Origin of the sequence: Candidatus Poriferisocius sp. (assembly GCF_965208355.1) — a bacterium.
Taxonomy (GTDB): domain Bacteria; phylum Actinomycetota; class Acidimicrobiia; order Acidimicrobiales; family Bin134; genus Poriferisocius.
In genome coordinates, this window is the sequence record NZ_CBDBOM010000003.1 from 3,191,610 (window position 1) to 3,210,350 (window position 18,741).

Genomic DNA, 18,741 nt, shown 5'->3' on the forward strand with positions numbered 1-18,741 from the left:
TCTCTGACTCTAGAGGTCGGATCGGGCGATGGCCCGTTCATCTGTTCCCAGATAGCTGGCAATGACAAGGGGATCAGATCGCACTTGATCTGGGCTCCCCTCGGCGATTACTTGCCCCGCCTCCAGGCAATAAACATGGTCGCTCACGCTCATGATCAGCGGCATGTCATGCTCGATGATCAGCATCGATGACTGGAGTTCGCTATTGATGCTCACCAGCAGCGGGCCGAATGCCTCAGCCTCGCGCTGGGCGACGCCAGCGGTGGGCTCATCGAGGCACAGCAGGTGGGCGTCGAGAGCCAGGAGTCCACCGACCTCCACGATTCGCCGAGTCCCCGTTGACAGGTCGCCCACATAGGAGTCGCCGTAGCGGCCCAAGCCCAGGAAGTCGATGATCTCGTCGGCGGCGCTTCTCTGCGCCCGGGAGATCCTGGTTGAGGCGGGAAGGCAGGCGGCAGTGGCCAGGATCGGCGTCCGCTCCCGGGCCTCAAGGGCCACCTGCACGGTTTCGCGCACGGTGAGCTCCGGAAACAGGGTCGCCCCCTGGAACGTCCGGCCCAAACCGAGCATGGCGCGCCGATGCGGAGCCAGGCGGCTGATATTCGTGCCATTGAGCCTGACCTGGCCGACGGCGGAGACGAACCCCCCGACGGCATTCATAAACGTCGACTTACCCGCACCGTTGGTTCCGATGAGCCCGACGATGCGGTTGGGCGGGATCGATAGCGACGCTCCGTTCAGGGCCTGGTTGCCGCCAAACGCCACCGACAGATCATTGGTTTCGAGAACCGGGTGGCCGCCGTCAGACCGGACGCGATGCGACGCGGGCAGCCGGACCGAACCCTGAGCCCCCTTCGGAGGCGCCGACAGCCCATAGCGGGATTCCGCCCATCGCAGCGTCGATGACCTCCACGAATAGACGACCTGGGCGAAACCGCCGGGAAAGTACATAACCACCAGCAAGAGGCCGATGCTGGAAGTGAAGAGCGCCACCACGCTGCTGTTATTGAACAGGGATGGGAGCCCCTCGATCCACAATGCGCCGAGGAACGGTCCAATGATCGTCCCAAGTCCCCCAATAACCACGATGCCGACCAGCCTGATTGAGTCGTCCACGGTGAAGAATCGCTCAGACAATGGGACGCTCTGGACCAGTCCGGCGAGCACAGCCCCGCCGAGTCCGACGATGCCGCCAGCCAATGCGAAGGCCGCCAGCTTCATGCGAGTAGAGCTGACGGTATAGGCCGACGCCGCGTCCACATTGTCTCGAATGGCAATAGTCCCCCGGCCCACGCCGGACCGGCGAAGCCGCGCCAAAACGAAGAGGACGACGGTCAGCAGTGCCAGGCAGAAGTAGTAGTAGTTGCGCTGGCTCGACAGATCGATGCCGAACAGGCTGCCGCGATGAAACGGGACAGTCCGGGCGTTGCCGTCGGCGAATATCGGCCGCCGGAAAATATAGAGCGACGCGGCCAAGGCAAGCACAAGGGTGGTGACGGCCAGCATGAGTCCTTGCACCCGAAGAGCGCCCACTCCCACCAACGCCGCCAGCAGGGCAATGGCCAGGGGCGCGATGAACACGGCTAGGGCAAACGGTATGGGGGCGGCGTTGAAATCGATGAACCAGAAGTCCATTTCCAAGCCGCGGGTCAACGCGGCGGCAGTCAGCGCGCCGATTCCGGCAAAGCTCATCTGGGCCAGCGAGACCTGGCCCGACCATCCGGTGATGACGGTGAGCGAACTGGCGCACAGCGCAAAGGCCAGAACCGACGCGTAGGCCAGATTCCGGCTCGGCTGGGTGATGATTAGCGGCAACAGGATCAAAACCAGTAGCACGACTCCGAACCCGATCCGACTCATGTTGCGTATCCACCAAATTTGGCGAAGGTGACTGGGAATCGGAGGGATTTTCGGTGTGAACGAGAACGACTCGGTCGACAGGCGCTGGCTTCGCTGCAAAGCCACCGCACCCAACACGGCCAAGAGCAGCAAGAAATCGAACAATCCTGGCTGGTCTAGGAAGTTGAACTGAATCGTGAACTCGATGATGCCCAGATAAATGCCGGCCGCCATGGCCCGAGGAAACGAAGTCATCCCGGCAATGGCCGCGGCAACTAGGGCCCTAGCCAGCGTCGAGGAGCCAAGCCCCCCGAGGCCGGACACGCTGCCGCTCTGTCCTGACAGCAAGACGATGGCAATCGTGGAGATGAGCCCGGCCATCACCCACACGAACGTTGAGACGACTTTGGGGTTGACGCCCGCCAGCCGGGAGAGGTCGGCGTCCTCGGCCGCGGCAGCCACGTTCTTGCCGAACCACGTGCGATTGAGAACCACATAGAGGCCGAGAGCGACAAGCGGAACGGCAACGAGAATGGTGAGCTGAGTGCCGGAGATGCGAATGCCTTTGGGCTCACCCTCACCCGAGACCAGGGCAAGCACCCCAAATGTCACCGCCAACCCGACAACCCACGTCCTAAGCCAAATGCTCCGCCGGCCGGAGCGGTCTCTGAGAGGGCGAAGCGCCAACAGCCCCCAGCCCGCCGCGGCGATCACCGCCGGAGCAGCCAGCACAGTCCAGAGCTGGATTTCGCTCACCCCCAGTGCTTCGAAGGGCCGCCAGCTGGCCGACGTCACCACCGGATAGCGCCGAATTCCCTCAACGTCGAGCTCGGGGTAAGTCAGGGGTATCACCTGGCAGAGCTGGGCGACCCCCACCGTGGCCACCAGCAAGATGACACGGGGCGACCGGAACAGCCGCCGGATGATGGTGAGCTCGACGATGCCCCCGAAAACCGCGCCCATCACCAGAACCAGCGCGACAGCCACCCAAAACGGGAAGTTGTATTGCAGCACGAGCAGCGGCAACAGCACGCCGCCGATCAGTCCCATGTTCCCCACCGCGAAGTTGATCACCTTCGTCGATCGGTATGTGAGCACGATTCCCATGGCCAACAGGCCGATGACAATGCCCGTCACCGCGCCGTTGAACATCACTTGGGGGTTGATCCGGCTTACCGCCAGGACGGCTGTGAGCACGGCTACCCGCCCTCTTCTCCCAGGAACACCGCTCGGGCGATGTCGTCGCGTTCGGCCAAGTCGGCGGTTCGCCCTTCAAACCGCACCTCGCCTTTCTCCAAGAAGACGGCTCGCTCAGCAATGGACAACGCCACATTCAACGACTGCTCAACGATGACCATGGTCTGGCCGGCCGCCTTCAGGGATTCGACCAGCTCCAGAAGCTCGGCCACCACACTCGGGGCCAGCCCGAGCGAAAGCTCGTCGATCAACAGGATTTCAGGCTGGTGGAGCATGATCCGGGCCAGCGCCAGCATCTGCTGCTGACCGCCGGAGAGATCGCCAGCCAACTCGAGTTGACGGTCCTTCAACATGGGAAACAGTTCGAAGACGTAGTCGAGTCTCTGGCTCAGGGCGGCCCGGTCGCGGCGGTAGGGGCCCGCCCCGACCAGGATGTTGTCGGCGATCGTCATCGACCGGAACACCCCGCCACCGCCGGGCAACATCTGGATTCCCATGGCCACTCGCTGCTCTGGAGTGGCGAAAGTGATGGTTTGGCCCTTGAAGCGGACGATGCCCCGTTCGGGTGTACTCAAGCCGGTGACGACTTTGAGGGCGGTCGACTTGCCCGCACCGTTCGTGCCCAACAGGGCCAGCGTTTCGCCCTGTTGCACCTCGAAGCTGAGGTCGAACAGCACCTGCACCTGGCCATAGCTGAAGTCGATGTTGTTGAGTTGCAAGGCGGGGACGGTGGCACCCGGCTCGGCCCGGCGCCGCTGCTCTTCTTCCTCTTCTTTAAGCTCGGACACCACTAGAGACAAGTCGCGGCGCATCCGGCTCGCCCCCCGCATGATGTAGAAGGCGCCGAGGGGCATGGCGATCACCGTGATCGTGATGATCGTGGACCGCTCCCCGATTTCGTCTTGCAAAAGGGAGGCGAGGAGACCACCGCCCACCGCGCCTACGGCGAACATGAAGAACAAGATGATGGCCATCCCCATGCCGCGCAGCCGGTAGGGCAGAACCGTCTGCACCGCGGGTCCGATCATCGAGAACGACGCCCCCAGAAGCGTCCCGTTCACCACCGCCCAAGCCACGAACAGATAGACGTTGGGCATGAAGTACTGGATGGGCACCGTTACCGTCAGCGGGAACAGCAGTGAGCCGAGAATGCGCAGAGCTCGGTTGGGATCGCGTTTGAACGTCTGGTCGAACCGCTTGCCGATGAACGGCAGGAACAGCAGCAGGCCGAAGGCGGTCGGCGATATGGCCAACCCCCGCTCAAAGGCGTCCAAGCCGAACTCCTCCTCCAGGAAGAAGCTCTCAATGGAACTGGCCGGAAAGAGCGCGAACCCCAGCGCTGCCAGCGCGATGGTCATGTACCGGATGGTGTCGATACGCCAGATCCGGGCAAAGGCAGCTTCTACGGATATCTCGATGCCGTCGTCGGTGTCGAGGCCCTTGCCGAGAACCTCGCGCTTTTCCCATTGGCCCCGCTCGGGCTCGGGTAGGCGCAGGGCATAGAACCCCATCACTGCTATGGGGATGCTGAGTACCAGATAGGCCCAGCGCCATCCCTCATCGCCCCCGGCAACGGTGGCCACCGCGCCCACCAGGATCGGGCTGATCGTTCCGGCCACGCGGGAGATGCCCTTTTCCAAGGCGTACATGCGGCCCCGGATGGCAATCGGATAGGCGTCGGCCAAGAGCGCAGGGTGGATGGTGAGGCTGTTCGCCTTGGCGATGCCGGCACCGAAACGCAGCCAGAACAACATGAAGGCGCTCACCGCCAAGCCGGTGGCAAAGGAGAAGAACGAGAACACGATGGTGGCGATGGCCACGATGGGGGTTCGCCGCATGCGGTCGGCCAGCCAGCCCATGGGGGCGGCACCGAGCATCAAGAAGGCAGCCGCCGCCACCGAGATGAAGGTGATGGTGCCGTCGGAGACGTCGAATGTTTCGGCAATGTCGGGGCCCAGAACGCTGAGCGCGGCTCCTTCCAGTTCGTCGAAGGCTTCGATGGCGGCCAAGGTGCCGAAAGTGATCATCCCACCCCGGCGGAGACCGTCTCGGAGGCCCATCTCCTCTACGCCAACGCCGGGCAGCGCGGCATCCTCATACACCACATCTCGCTTGGCAGCCTGCGCGGCGTACAGCCGGGTCTCTTCGTTGTCAAGGATGGTGGAGCTCAGAAGGGAGGCGGCATCCTGATTCGGGTTGTCTGGGGCATTCCCTTCGACGGCCACGACAGATGGTTAGCACCTAAATCCGCATCGCGAAAGACAGACTTTCGATTTTTGACTACACTCATCGAAAATATTGCGAAATTCGGGTTGGACCGCGACGAGGATTCGCCGTTTTTCGCTACGTTGTGGTCACCACTGAGACTTGGGGGGTTCAAATGTACAAGCGGCTTCTAGGGGTGCTCATCGCTCTATCGGTATTAGTCACCGCCTGCGGGGGGGACTCCGACACCGGCTCCGCCGACGACGCGCCGGCCGAACAACCGACGGACGCACCCGCCGCGCCCGAACCCGCCGACGAAGACGAACCGGCCGAGGAGCCCGAACCCGCCGACGAAAACGAACCAGCGGCCGAGCCCGAACCCGCCGACGAAGACGAACCAGCGGCCGAGCCCGAACCCGCCGACGAAGACGAACCAGCGGCCGAGCCCGAGGCGACCCCGGTGCCCCTGACCGCCTCCTTCCGAGGGGTGACCGAGACAGAGATACGCATCGGCATGACCTCCCTCGATGCTGAGATGTTCGGATTCGACCAGGGCGATCTGGCATCCAAGTGGCAAGTGGCCGTCGACGCGGTGAACGCGGCGGGCGGCATCAACGGTCGGATGCTGGTCCCCTTCATCGAAGTCATCGATGTGATCGGATCGGTTGGGGCCGATGCCGCCTGCGTGAAGTTTGTCGAAGACGAAATGGTCTTCGCCTTCGTGGGGTGGCTGCGCGAGGACAACGAACTCTGCTACACCGAGCTCAACAACACCATCGCCGTCAACGGCAACGATGTGACCCCAGATGCCATCAACCGCTCCAACGGAATGCTATTCGCCACCGAGGCCACCACTCTGGGCATCCAGCGGAACATGATTGCCGCCGCCGCGGCCGACGGGCTCATCGATGGCAAGAGGGTCCACTTCAGCCTCTTGGCCACCGAAGAGGCGCTCGTCGAACCCCTCGTTGCCTCGCTAGAGGCTGCTGGCGCCACTATCAGCTCGGTCAGCAGGGTGACCGCGGTAGACGACGTGCAAGCCGCCGAGGCCAACCACGACGTCATCGTCCAGCGGATCGCCGACGAGAATCCCGACTTGGTGTACTCGCTTGAGCCCGAGCTCATGGCCGCGGCCCTTATCAGGGCGGGTTTGGACATCCCGATGATCACCAGCGAATCTGACGAAGACGAGTATCAGAACTTGGGCGTCGATCCCAACGCCGTACGGCTTCACGTTTTCGCGCCGGAGCAGAACAAGACGATCTGGGATCGGGGGAACGATCCCCTGCTCATCGAGTGCGTCGAGAATTACAACAACGCCCAGATCACCGATGAGGACGGGAACGTCGAAACGGTCAACGTGACCGAGGATCCCAATCAGCCCATCAACCTCGATCTGGTCGTCAAGGCATGCCAAACGGTCTGGCTATTCGCCGCCATTGCCACCGCTGCTGGTCCCAATCTCACCAACGACTCTTTCTTGGAGGCGGCGGCCAACCTCGGGGTTATCAACTTGCCTGGCATGTCTTCGGCATCTCTTGGCGAGGGCAAGATCGGCGCCGACGACTCACCGATGGTCAAGGTGATTTGGGATGCAGAAGAAGAGGAGTTTGTGCCAGCCGGCTGATGGGAGTAGACGTCTTCAAACAGCTAGTCCCCGTGAGGGGCACCAAGAACCTCCGCGACATCGGTGGCATCGCCACCCCTGATGGCCTGGTGGTGCGAAGTGGGCTGCTGTTTCGTTCCGACACTCTCTATGAAGCGGAGGTGGAGGACTTGGCTCGTCTAAACCTTGCATGCGTGGTCGACTTCCGCAGTGAAGCCGAGGTTCAGCGCCGGCCCGACCAGCTCGACGACCTCGACGTGCGGTGGGTGAACCTGCCTATCGACAACCCCGGAAACGCTAGTTCGATTACCGTCGGACAAAGGAATCAGTCGGAGCACAGGGCGGAGATTATCGGTCTTTGGCTCAACCGGGACTTCGAAGCCATGAGCAAGATGGTCGACGAACTGAGCATCGACATCGCTGGCGACCGCGTGAAACGGTACGTGAGCTTCGCCACTGATTTCGCTCCCGTCTTCGCCGCGTTCTTCGCAGAGTTGGTCGCGGCCATGGGCCGACCCCTCCTCTTTCACTGCGAAGGCGGGGTCGATCGCACTGGAGTGGCCACCGCCTTGCTGCTCAGAGTGCTCGGCGTCCAGCGTGAGGCGGTGATGGACGACTACCTCGCCACCAACACAGTCGGGGCCGAGGAGATCGAAGAAATCCGTCGATTGGCCCCCCCTTCGCTGTGGCCCATACTCGGCGCCCATGAACCGCAGATGCAGGCATTTCTCGACCACATCGATTCAGAGTGCGGCGGCATCGACAGCTACGCCCGTACGCACCTTCATCTCACCGACGAGACGATTGCCGGACTCAAGTCGACCTATCTCAGCTCCGCTCAATAGGCCTCTTGACGGCTGCCGATCCCCGCCAAAGTCCTCGCATCCGCCTTCTGGCAGCGCAAATTCCGCTCTGTTAGCTTCGCTGCGAGAGCCATCTCATCGCAATTGGTGGTCACATCGCAGGGGGATGTCATGAATCGCAAAAAATGGCGCAATCTCGTATTCATCCTGGTCGCGGTATTTGCGCTGGTCGCAGCATCGTGCAGCGGTTCGGAGGACGCCGACGACGCTCCGGCGGCCGAACCGGCGCCCACCAGCGCGCCGGCCCCGGCCGAAGAACCCGCGGATGAGCCCGAACCGGCGGATGAACCCGCGGATGAACCCGCCGACGAGCCCGCGAATGTGCCAGCCGACGAACCCGCCGACGAGCCCGCGGATGAGCCAGCCGACGAACCCGAGGCGACTCCAGTGCCGCTGACCGCCTCATTCCGAGGGGTCACCGAAACGGAGATTCGCATCGGCATGACCTCCCTCGATGCCGAGATGTTCGGATTCGACCAGGGCGACCTGGCCTCCAAGTGGCAGGTGGCTGTGGACGCGGTGAACGCCGCCGGCGGAATCAACGGCCGGATGCTCGTTCCCTTCATTGATGTCCTCGACGTCATCGGAACAGTGGAGGCCGACGCCACCTGCGTGAAGTTCGTAGAAGACAAGATGGTCTTCGCCTTCGTCGGTTGGCTTCGCGAGGACAATGAGCTCTGCTACACCGAGCGCAACAACACCATCGCCGTCAACGGCAACGATGTGACACCGGAGGCCATTAGCCGCTCCAATGGCCTGCTCTTCGCCACCGAGGCCACCAAGTTGGGAATCCAGCTTAACTTGATCGCCGCCGCCGCGGCCGACGGGCTCATCGATGGCAAGAGGGTCCACTTCAGCATCTTGGCCAGCGAAGACTCTCTCACCGACCCCCTCGTCGAATCGCTGGAGGCTCACGGCGCCACCATCACCTCGGTGAGCAGGGTGACCGCGGTTGACGATGTGCAGGCCGCCGAGGCCAATCACGACGTGATCGTCCAGCGGATCGTCGATGAGGATGCTGATTTGGTGTATTCGCTGGAGCCTGCGCTCATGTCTGGGGCCATGATCAGGGCGGGGATCGACATCCCGCAGATCACCAGCGAGTCTAGCGAAGACCTCTACTTGAACTTGGGCGTCGATCCCACCGCTATCCAGCTTCACGTGTACGCACCGGCGCAGATTAAGACGTTCTGGGACCGGGGGGACGATCCCCTGCTCAATGAGTGCGTGGAGAACTACAACAACGCTCAGATCACCGATGAGGACGGGAACGTCGAAACGGTCAACGTGACCGAAGATCCCAGCCAGCCCATCAACCTCGATCTGGTGGTAAGGGCCTGTCAGACGGTCTGGCTGTTCGCCGCCATTGCCACCGCAGCTGGCCCCAACCTCACCAACGAGACATTCCTGGAGGCGGCGGCCAATCTCGGGTCGATCGACCTGCCGGGCATGTCTGCGGCTTCAATGAGGGAGGGGAAGATAGGCGCCGACGACTCCCCGCTGGTCAAGGTGATATGGGATGCCGAAAAAGAGGAATTTGTGTCAGCCGGCTGATGGGCATCGCATAGCGGTTCAGTGCGTGGCTCGGCGGTGGCGGTGGGCAGTGAGTTGAGCAGCCAGCTCGTCGGGGGTCGTCTTGTTGGCCAGGGCCTCGAGCACCAAGTCTTGTTGTGACGGAGGGGTGAGTCCGCCGATGGGCACGTCGCGGTCGAGGTTGGTGGGGAAGGCATAGCCCTCGGCGCTGGCCGCCACCGCGCAGGCGATGACCGTGGGATCAAGTCCTTCTTCTTGGCGGCGCAGCAGCACGGGGTAGATGGCGTTGACGATGCGCTCCCGGTCCACCGCCTCGGTGGCCCGGCCCATAGCCGAAGAGATCTGGAGCAAGTTGGCCATCCGCCGCACGTCATTGGTGCGGTTGTGACCGCCGGCGTGGAACACCGCTGGGCTGAAGAACACCAAATCGCCTTTGTCCAGCTCGATCTGCACATGGTGCTCGGCGAAGTACTCGATCAATTCGGGGCGCCGCCACGCCAGGTAACCGAGCTCGTACTTGTGGGAATGGGGCAACAGCATGGTGGCCCCCGTTTCCGGCGGCATGTGGCAGTGGGCTATGCCCCCTTGCAGGGTCAGAAGCGGCGACAGGCGGTGGGCGTGGATGGGATAGCGCTCGGCCACATCGTCGGTCATGAACCCCACGTGGTAGTCCCGGTGGGGCATCTGGGCTGCCCCACCGGGATTGATGGCGTTCACCTGGGCAGTGATCTGGTAGCCGGGACCGAGCCAGGCCAGCGAGGCCAAGTCGATCATGTCGCTCCCGTGGTAGTCCACGAAGACCTCGGGGTCGGCCACGGCCAGCTTCTCCAGCGCATTCCACAGCCGGTCGTTGGCGCCGGGCTCGGCGTAGTGGTCGCCCCCGCCGGTTCCGGCCTCTCCCTCCTCGGCGATGATCTGTTCGAATACCTCGGTGGCCCGGTCGACCACTGCGGGCTCGATGGCCCCGGTGATCACAATCACCCCTGGACCGTCGTGCAGCGCCCGGGTCAGCTCACTGCGAACGGCGGCGGCCTGGTCCAGATCGCGCAGACCTCCCCGCAGATCCTCGGTTCGGTACACCAGCGCCCGGTCCACCACCGCGTCGGCCAGCGGGTACTCGTCCAGAGCAACCTCAACCTCCACGATGGAGCGCAAATCGCCGAGGTCAAACCCCTCACGACTGGTCACCGCAGCCTCGCCCGCGAGGGCTTGGCGAACTCCTAGGGGCGTGGTTGTCATTACTGTGAAAACCTCATATCCGTTTTCTGGCAACGCTACTTCCGCTCTGTTAGCGTCGGCTCGGAAACCATCTCATCACAACAGGCAGTGACCTTGCAGGGGGATGTCATGAATCGCACAAAGTGGCGCAATGCCCTATTCGTCCTGGTCGCGGTATTTGCGCTGGTCGCAGCATCGTGCAGTAGCTCGGAGGACGCCGACGACACTCCGGCTGCCGAACCGGCTCCCACCAGCGCGCCAGCCCCGGCCGATGAGCCCGCGGATGAGCCCGCTCCGGAGCCGGAGCCAGCCGACGAGCCGGCCGACGAGCCCGCTGACGAGCCCGAGCCAGTCGAAGAGCCGGCCGACGACCCCGACCCCGAGCCCGCTGACGAGCCTGAGCCCGATCCCGAGCCGACGGAAGCTCCCACTCCGATCCCGGTGCCCGACGGGTCAACTGTGGGCATCACCGACGACACCATCAAGATCGCTATTTTGCGCAGCGATAGCAAGCAGCTTGAAGAAGCAGGCATCCTGCCTGACACCGGCGACATACCTCGCAATTACGAGGTCTTTGCCGAGCAGGTCAACGCCCGAGGAGGCGCGGGCGGGCGCAACATCGAGATCGTGTTCCACACCTATCCGCCGGGAGCGTCGGCCACCGACCAGCAGGCCGCCTGCATCGCGGCCACCGAGGACGATCAGGTGGCCATTGTCCACTACGTGGGCGGGGTGACAGCCGAGACCGTGCTGTGCGCCACCGAGGGCCATGAGCGGATCGCCTACATGCTGTCGGGCATCCTGCCCCAAGAGATATACGACCGCTCCAACGGGCGGCTGTTCTCCCAGGCCATGACCACCGAGCGGCTGGTCGGGGCCTGGCCTGCCGCAGCCGATGCCCAGGGCCTGCTCGAAGGCCGCACACTCGGACTGATGCGCGGCGACATCGGCGAGCACGAGGTGGCTGCTGGCGTGCTCAAGGCGGCACTGGCCGACGCGGGATACGAACTGGCCGACGAAGTGGCCCTGCCCTGCCAAGGCACTTCCTGTGGGCAGGTGGACATCGGCTTGGAGCGCATGCAGGCCGCCGACGTGGACACCGTGTTCTCTCTGCTGCCTCCTTCGCCGTTCGGAATCGCGGTTTTTCTGGGCACTCAGAATGACTTCAGGCCGCAATGGCTGGTCAGCGATATTGAGAACCTGGTGTTTGCCTCGGTAGCCCAGGCGGTTTATCAGAGGAACCCCGACCCCACCGCCTTCTACGGCTTGTACGGGCTGAGCTACGGCCTCGACCGACTGAGCCCCGACGAGCACACCATCGAGTGCAATGCCGTATTCACCGAGGTCACCGGCATCGAGTACGACACCGTCGAGAATCAAGACGCCTGGAGCGCGGTGGGCAGCACCTGCCTGTTCATCAAGAACGTGGAAGCGGCAGCCAACTGGTCTCAGGAGACCTACGGAACCGTAAATCAGACCACGCTCATCCAGGGCTTCGAGTCGCTCGGCGGCTACCAGCTCGGCGACATTTCCGGCTCGTGGACTCCCACCAAGCACGACGCCCCCAACGCGGTCACGCTCAAGGAGTACAGGGCCGACTGCTCCTGCTGGGTGGAGGTCGACGGCGCTCGCATGATGCTTGATCAATAGGCCAACCCCACTAATCAGACAGCGTTCGTGGCCCATCTGAAGGGATGACCGAATCCCCACGGTCGGAGACCCCGGCGGACTTGGTCGCCAGGGTCTTCGACGAAGAGGAACGCCGCCAACAAGAGATAGCCGCCGCTGAGGCCGCCCAGCGCGGCCCGCAGGGCAGCTTCGACGCCGAACAGATCACGTTGCGCCAAGGTCTGCGCCGGGGCGGGAAGGGGCTGATCGGGTTTATCGGCCTGCTCGGCTTCGTGGAAACCCTGGAGACATCGGCCTTTGCGGTCATCGCCCCCGACATCCAGAAGTCACTCGACGTTTCCGACGGAGTTATCGGCGCCATCGGGGGCGCCTTCGGCATCTTGTTCCTGCTGGGCTCCATACCGCTGAGCTCGTTGGCCGATCGCATGCCCCGCAAGCTGGTGGTGGGGGCGGCGATGTCGCTGTGGTCTGTGGTGGTCATGGTGACCAGCGCCATCTCCAATGCGTTCTTGCTGTTCATCGCCCGAATGGGCGCCGGGCTCGGGCAGTCGTACTACATCCCGGTGGCCGGGCCCATGCTGATGGACGGCTACCCGATCGGGGCTCGGGCCAAGGTCTTCGCCCTGAACGGCTGGTTCCAGATGGCCGGCCAAGCACTGGGCCCGCTGGTGGCCGGGCTGGTGGTGCTGATCGCCACCGGCGACGAGGGCTGGCGGTGGGTGTTTCTCGTCATGGGGATCATGGGCATTCCCTTGGCCATCAGCGCGTTTTTTGTGCGGGAGCCCCGGCGGGGCAGCCACGAGATGCAGGCCGTTCTGGGCAAGGAACTGGAGCAGACCGAAGGCGAGCTGCCCATCTCGCTGTCGGTGGCCTTTGAGCGGCTCCGCAAGATCAAGTCGTTCTACTACTACCTCACTGGGATGGCGGCTATCGGTTTCGCCATCTTCACCACGATCATCTTCATCAACCTCCATCTGGAGGACCACTTCGGGCTGACTGCCTTCGAGCGTGGCGTGTTCGGATCACTGACCGTGCTGCCCGGCTTCGTGGGGGCCGCGGTATCGGGCAAGCGGGCCGACGCCCTGTTCAAAGAGCACCCCTCCCGGGCCATGATCTTCATCGGCGTCCTCGTCGTCACCTTCGGCGCCATCCAAGTGGTGGGGATATGGATGCCCGCGGTGTGGCTGCTCGGGATATTCCTGGGCGCCTCCAACGCCTTCGCCCGGGCCGCCTTCGCCATTCTGCCGGGAGTGATCGCCTCGGTCATCCCCTACCGGCTCAGGTCCCGGGGCACCGCACTGGTGGGCATCTACATGTTCCTGTTCGGGGCGTTTCTGGGCGCAGTGATCACCGGCATGCTCAGCGATGTCCACGGCGAGCAGACCGCAATCACCGTCGTGATCCTGCCGGCCACGCTGGTGGGGGGAACGCTCATGGCCTATGGCTCCCGGTTCATCGAAGGTGACATCGCACTGGTCATCGAGGAACTGGAAGAAGAGCAAGACGAGGCGGAGCGCCTTAAGGCCGCCGACGCAGCCGACATCCCGGTGCTGCAAGTGCGCAACCTGGACTTCTCCTACGGCAAGGTGCAGGTGCTGTTCGACATCGGCTTCGAAGTGCGCCAGGGGGAGTCGCTGGCGCTGTTGGGCACCAATGGCGCGGGCAAGTCCACGGTGCTGCGGGTGGTCAGCGGCCTGGGGGTGCCCCAGAGAGGAGTGGTGCGGCTCCACGGGCGCACCATCACCTATGCCGACCCTGGAATGCGGGCCAAGATCGGGATCGTGCAGCTGGCCGGGGGCAAGGCCATCTTCCCCGGCTTGTCGGTGGAGGAGAATCTACGCATGGCCGGGTTCCGCTACGGCCAGGCCGAGCTCGAGCCTCGCCTGGAACGGGCCTACGACCTGTTCCCGGTTGTCGCCGAGCGCCGGAACGCGGTCGCCGGGGAGTTCTCCGGCGGGCAGCAGCAGATGCTGTCGCTGGCTATGGCGCTTATGCACGACCCGGAGATCCTGATGATCGACGAGCTGTCGCTCGGCTTGGCTCCCGTCACCGTGCAGTCGCTGCTGGAAGTGGTGGAGCGGCTCCGCGCCGACGGTCAGACCATGATCATCGTGGAGCAGTCGCTGAACGTGGCCCTAGCCGTAGCCGACCGGGCCATTTTCCTGGAGAAGGGGCAAATCCGCTTTGAGGGGCCGGCCCAGGAGTTGGCCGAGCGAGATGACTTGGCCCGAGCTGTGTTCCTCGGACAGTCGGGATCGGGCGGCTGAGCGTGCTGGCAGCCGCAAACGCTGTGCTGGGCACCGTGGATGGTGTGCTGGCGTTCACCTTCAACCGGCAGATCTTGTTCAACGGGCTGGTCACCGGCATCACCTACGGGGTGATGGCCGTTGGCCTGGTGCTGATCTTCCGATCCACGCGGGTGGTCAACCTCGCCCATGCCGAGGTCGGGGCGTTCGGCGGCGCGCTATTGGGACTGCTGGTGGCCAAATACGGGGTGCCCTATCCGATCGCTCTCATCGCCGGGCTGGCCTCAGGAGCCGCTTTCGGCGGGATCATCGAGCTCACCGTGGTGCGGCGGTTGGCCAACGCTCCCAAGGTGATTTTGTTCGTGGCCACCATGGGCGCCGCGCAGGTGGTGTTTCTGGCCGGTTTCTGGCTACCCAACTACACCGCCATCGCCAGCTTCCCGACCCCGTTCGATGGGCGCTGGGAGCTGTTCGACATCAGGATTCGCAGCGCGCAGCTGCTGGTGCTGATTGTGGTGCCAGCAGTTGTCGCCGTGCTGGCGCTGTTCTTGGAGCGCACCAAGTACGGGACGGCCATCCGGGCCTCGGCCGAGAATCCCGACGCCGCCCGACTGTCGGCCATCAGCACCAAGGCCATGTCCACCGCGGTGTGGATCATCGCCGGACTGCTCTCGGCCATCACCGCGGTGCTGGTGGCCCCGCTCAAGGGCCAGGGAACTGTCATCGAGGCGGCCACGCTGGGGCCGGGGCTGTTGCTGCGGGCCCTTGCCGCCGCTTTGATCGCCCGGATGCACTCGCTGCCGGTGGCGCTTGTGGCCGGAGCGGTGATCGGCGGGGCCGAGGCGACGCTGCTGTTCAACTACTTCGATGAACCCGGATTGATCGACGCGGCGCTGTTGGGGGCCATGCTGATCTCGGTGCTGTCGTACTACCGGCGCCAGGGAGGCGGCGAAGGGGCCCAATCGATGTCGTTCGCCCCCCGGGTGAGGCCGGTGCCCCGCCAGCTTCAGCAGCTCTGGTGGGTGCGCTATCTGCCCCAAATCACCGTGACCGTTGCATTGGCGGTGGCCATCGTGCTCCCGCTGATCGTGACCCGCCCGTCTCGCCACTTCCTCTACTCCCTCATGCTGTTGTTGGCCATCGTGGGCATGTCGCTCACCTTGCTCACCGGTTGGGCCGGTCAGCTCTCGCTGGGTCAGTTCGCATTCGCCGGCCTCGGGGCCATGCTCACCACCGCCATGGTTCGGGGCGTCAACTTCACCATCGGCGACAGCGAGTTCGAACTGCCCGTGGTCCCCTTCGAGGGGGCGGTGTTCCTGGCCGCCTTCGCCTGCCTGCTGACCGCAGTGGTGGTGGGTTTGCCCGCGCTGCGCGTCCGGGGGCTGTTTCTGGCTGTAATCACTCTGGGCTTCGCGGTAACGGCCCAAAACTGGCTGCTTGAGCGCGATGTGCTCACCGGGGGCGACTTGGTGGTGCGACTGCCCCGGGCCCGGTGGGGCGACACCTTCGACCTCCGGTCGCAGCGCACCTACTACTACGTGTGCCTGGCCGTGCTGTGCTTGTGCGCCATCTTGGTGAGCCGTATCCGCCGCAGCGGGGTGGGCCGGTCGCTGATCGCGGTGCGCGACAACGAACAGAGCGCGGCGGCGTTCACTGTGTCGCCCACCCGGATGAAGCTGGTGGCGTTCGCCATCTCCGGGGCGCTGGCCGGTCTGGCCGGCGGCCTCATCGCCGGGCTGCGGGTGCAGTTCGGGCCCACCGCCTTCTCCCCCGACGAATCGCTGCGGGTGGTGGCCATCGCGGTTATCGGCGGACTGTCGTCGATCTGGGGGGTGGTCCTGGGTGCGCTGTGGGTGGTGGGCATCCCGTCGTTCTTCGCCGAGTCCGAGCAGGTCCGCTTGCTCACTTCAGGGGCGGGCGTCCTGATCCTGCTCATGTATCTACCCGGCGGGTTGATCCAGGTGGCCTATTCGATTCGCGACGCCATCTTCGCGGCGGCGGCCAAGCGCATACCCGACACCACCGTGGAGCGGGAGCCCGCCCCCATCCCGGCCCGGGCCGTGTCGGCCGCGCTGGCCGACCGGTCTTCCCCGTCAGGGGTTCCCGCGCTGGCCACCACCGGGGTATCGGTGCAGTTTGGCGGGGTGCACGCGGTGGAAAACGTCGACCTCAACATGCAGCCGGGGGAGGTGGTGGGACTCATCGGCACCAACGGCGCGGGCAAGACCACGCTGATGAACGCCGTTGGCGGGTTTGTGCCGTCGGACGGCCAAGTGGAGATATTCGGCACCGACGTGACCCGGTTCTCCCCCAGCCGTCGGGCCGGTCTGGGACTGGGTCGCACCTTCCAGCGGGCCGACCTGTTCCCCGACCTCAGCGTGCGGGAGACCATCCAGGTGGCACTCGAAGCCCGAGGTCGCTCCCAGGTCATCCCCACGTTGTTGGGGCTGCCCAGCGCCCGACGCAAGGAGCGAACCCGACAAGCTGAAGGCGATGAGCTCATCAGCTTTTTCGGATTGGGGCGCTACGCCAACTCCTTTATCAGCGAGCTGTCCACCGGTACCCGCCGCATCGTGGAACTGTCGTGCCTGATCGCGCTGGAAGCCCGGGTGCTGTGCCTGGATGAGCCCACTGCCGGGGTGGCCCAGCGGGAGACGGAGGCATTCGCCCCGCTGGTGCTGCGGATCCGTGAGGAGCTGGGCGCGTCGCTTTTGGTGATCGAGCACGACATGCCCTTCATCATGGGCATCAGCGACCGGGTGTACTGCCTGGAAGCCGGGACCATCATCGCCGAGGGCACGCCCGACGAGGTGCGCAACGACCCGCTGGTAATTGCCAGCTACCTGGGCACCGACGAGCGGGCCATCGCCCGCAGCGGCGCGGCCGCGCCCCGTGACAGACTCGATTCCCCAGAGGAGACGAGCCATGACTGAGATGGACAGCCGGAACTTCTTCACCGACAAGGATCTGGTGGCCGACCCCTACGGGTACTTCGACCACCTGCGCTCCCAGTGCCCGGTGCATCCCGAGCCCCACCACGACGTGATGATGATCACCGGTTACGCCGAGGCCATCGAGGTTTACAACGACAACGACGGCTTCTCGGCGTGCAACGCGGTGTCGGGGCCCTTTCCTGGGTTTCCGGTTCCGTTGGAGGGCGACGACATCAGCGGCCTCATTGCCGAGCACCGCGACAAGCTGCCCATGTCCGACCAGCTCCCCACCATGGACCCGCCCGCCCACACCGACCACCGGTCGCTGCTCATGCGGCTCATCACCCCCAAGCGCCTGAGCGAGAATGAGGAGTTCATGTGGCGGCTGGCCGACCGCCAACTCGACACCTTCATCGAGCAGGGCCAGTGCGAGTTCATCCGCGATTTCGCCCAGCCGTTCGCCCTGCTGGTGGTGGCCGACCTGCTGGGAGTGCCCGACGACGACCGGGACAATTTCACCCAGCAGCTTCTGCGCCGACCCGACGACCACGGCATCGGCTCGACCGACGAGCAAGCCATGGCCCACAACCCCCTCGAGTTCCTCTACAACCAGTTCAGCACCTACATCGAGGATCGCCGGGCCAACCCCCGCGACGACGTGCTCACCGGCCTGGCCAGCGCCACCTTTCCCGACGGGTCCACCCCTGAGGTGATCGATGCGGTCCGGATCGCCGCCAACGTGTTTGCGGCCGGCACCGAAACCACCGTGCGGCTGCTCAGCACCATGCTGTTCTTCTTGGCCGAGGATCCCGAGCTCCAGAGCCGAATCCGCAGCGACCGCTCGCTGATCCCCAACTTGGTGGAGGAGGCGCTGCGCATCGAGAGCCCGATCAAGGGAGACTTCCGCCTGACCCAGCGCCCGGTGACCGTTGGCGGGGTTGATCTGGCCGCGGGCACCACGGTCATGGTGATCAACGGGGCGGCCAACCGCGATCCCCGGCATTTCCCCGATCCCCACACCCTCGACATCGAGCGAGACAACGCCCGGTCGCACCTGGCCTTCGGCCGGGGCATCCACACCTGCCCCGGCGCCCCCCTGGCCCGGGCCGAGGCCCGGGTGAGCCTCAACCGCATCCTCGACCGCATGGCCGATATCCGAGTCTCCGAGGCGACGCACGGTCCGCCCGGCGAGCGGCGCTTCGTCTACGTGCCCACTCACATCCTGCGAGGACTGGCCTTCTTGGGCCTCGAGTTCACTCCGGTGGGCGCCGATTCCTGATGAGGGTGTCGGTGGACGACGACGTATGCGGCGGCCACGGCGTGTGCACAGTGCTGTGCCCCGAAGTCTTCGTGCTGGAGGACGCCGGCTATGCCCGAGCCACAGTCGAAGAAGTGCCGGCGGAACACGAGGCCGCGGTGCGAGAGGCTGAGGTGCGGTGCCCTACCCGGGCTATCCGGGTGGATTGAGGGGC

Annotated in this window: 11 protein-coding genes; 8 read left to right on the plus strand and 3 right to left on the minus strand. The window is 64.5% G+C overall.

The window, feature by feature from the left end:
- Positions 1-9 precede the first annotated feature (9 nt).
- Entirely contained in the window at positions 10-3,036 is a 3,027-nt protein-coding gene (locus tag ACOGXH_RS16140; RefSeq protein ID WP_419930110.1) for an ABC transporter permease subunit, read from the minus strand.
- Between the two features lie 2 nt (positions 3,037-3,038).
- Positions 3,039-5,261 carry an MFS transporter gene (locus tag ACOGXH_RS16145; RefSeq protein ID WP_419930111.1) on the minus strand — a complete coding sequence of 741 codons (2,223 nt, stop codon included), beginning with the start codon at positions 5,259-5,261 and terminating at the stop codon, positions 3,039-3,041.
- Between the two features lie 155 nt (positions 5,262-5,416).
- On the opposite strand from ACOGXH_RS16145, the gene ACOGXH_RS16150 reads away from it, so the two are divergent.
- From ACOGXH_RS16150 to ACOGXH_RS16160, 3 genes are all read left to right on the plus strand, one after another.
- Positions 5,417-6,868 (plus strand): hypothetical protein, encoded by a 1,452-nt coding sequence (locus tag ACOGXH_RS16150; protein ID WP_419930112.1) that lies wholly within the window; start codon positions 5,417-5,419, stop codon positions 6,866-6,868.
- Positions 6,868-7,692, plus strand: a complete 825-nt coding sequence (locus ACOGXH_RS16155; protein WP_419930113.1) for a tyrosine-protein phosphatase — start codon at positions 6,868-6,870, stop codon at positions 7,690-7,692. Before ACOGXH_RS16150 ends, ACOGXH_RS16155 begins: the two co-directional genes overlap by 1 nt.
- Before the next feature lie 129 nt (positions 7,693-7,821).
- Positions 7,822-9,264 (plus strand): hypothetical protein, encoded by a 1,443-nt coding sequence (locus tag ACOGXH_RS16160; protein ID WP_419930114.1) that lies wholly within the window; start codon positions 7,822-7,824, stop codon positions 9,262-9,264.
- Between the two features lie 18 nt (positions 9,265-9,282).
- On the opposite strand, the gene ACOGXH_RS16165 is transcribed toward ACOGXH_RS16160, so the two are convergent.
- Entirely contained in the window at positions 9,283-10,482 is a 1,200-nt protein-coding gene (locus ACOGXH_RS16165) for a phytanoyl-CoA dioxygenase family protein (RefSeq protein ID WP_419930115.1), read from the minus strand.
- Between the two features lie 108 nt (positions 10,483-10,590).
- Between ACOGXH_RS16165 and ACOGXH_RS16170 the strand changes: the two genes are divergently transcribed.
- From ACOGXH_RS16170 to ACOGXH_RS16190, 5 genes are read left to right on the plus strand one after another with little or no spacing between them, the layout of a single operon-like run.
- Positions 10,591-12,111 (plus strand): ABC transporter substrate-binding protein, encoded by a 1,521-nt coding sequence (locus ACOGXH_RS16170; RefSeq protein ID WP_419930116.1) that lies wholly within the window; start codon positions 10,591-10,593, stop codon positions 12,109-12,111.
- Positions 12,112-12,155: 44 nt separating this feature from the next.
- Positions 12,156-14,357: an ATP-binding protein gene (locus ACOGXH_RS16175; protein ID WP_419930117.1), complete on the plus strand. Its 2,202-nt coding sequence runs from the start codon at positions 12,156-12,158 to the stop codon at positions 14,355-14,357.
- Positions 14,358-14,359: 2 nt separating this feature from the next.
- On the plus strand, positions 14,360-17,269 hold the full coding sequence (locus ACOGXH_RS16180; protein WP_419930118.1) for an ABC transporter permease subunit: 2,910 nt from the start codon (positions 14,360-14,362) through the stop codon (positions 17,267-17,269).
- Positions 17,262-18,548, plus strand: coding sequence for a cytochrome P450 (locus ACOGXH_RS16185; RefSeq protein WP_419930119.1), 1,287 nt, complete (start codon positions 17,262-17,264; stop codon positions 18,546-18,548). Before ACOGXH_RS16180 ends, ACOGXH_RS16185 begins: the two co-directional genes overlap by 8 nt.
- Positions 18,548-18,736: a ferredoxin gene (locus ACOGXH_RS16190; RefSeq protein WP_419930120.1), complete on the plus strand. Its 189-nt coding sequence runs from the start codon at positions 18,548-18,550 to the stop codon at positions 18,734-18,736. Before ACOGXH_RS16185 ends, ACOGXH_RS16190 begins: the two co-directional genes overlap by 1 nt.
- Positions 18,737-18,741 lie beyond the last annotated feature (5 nt).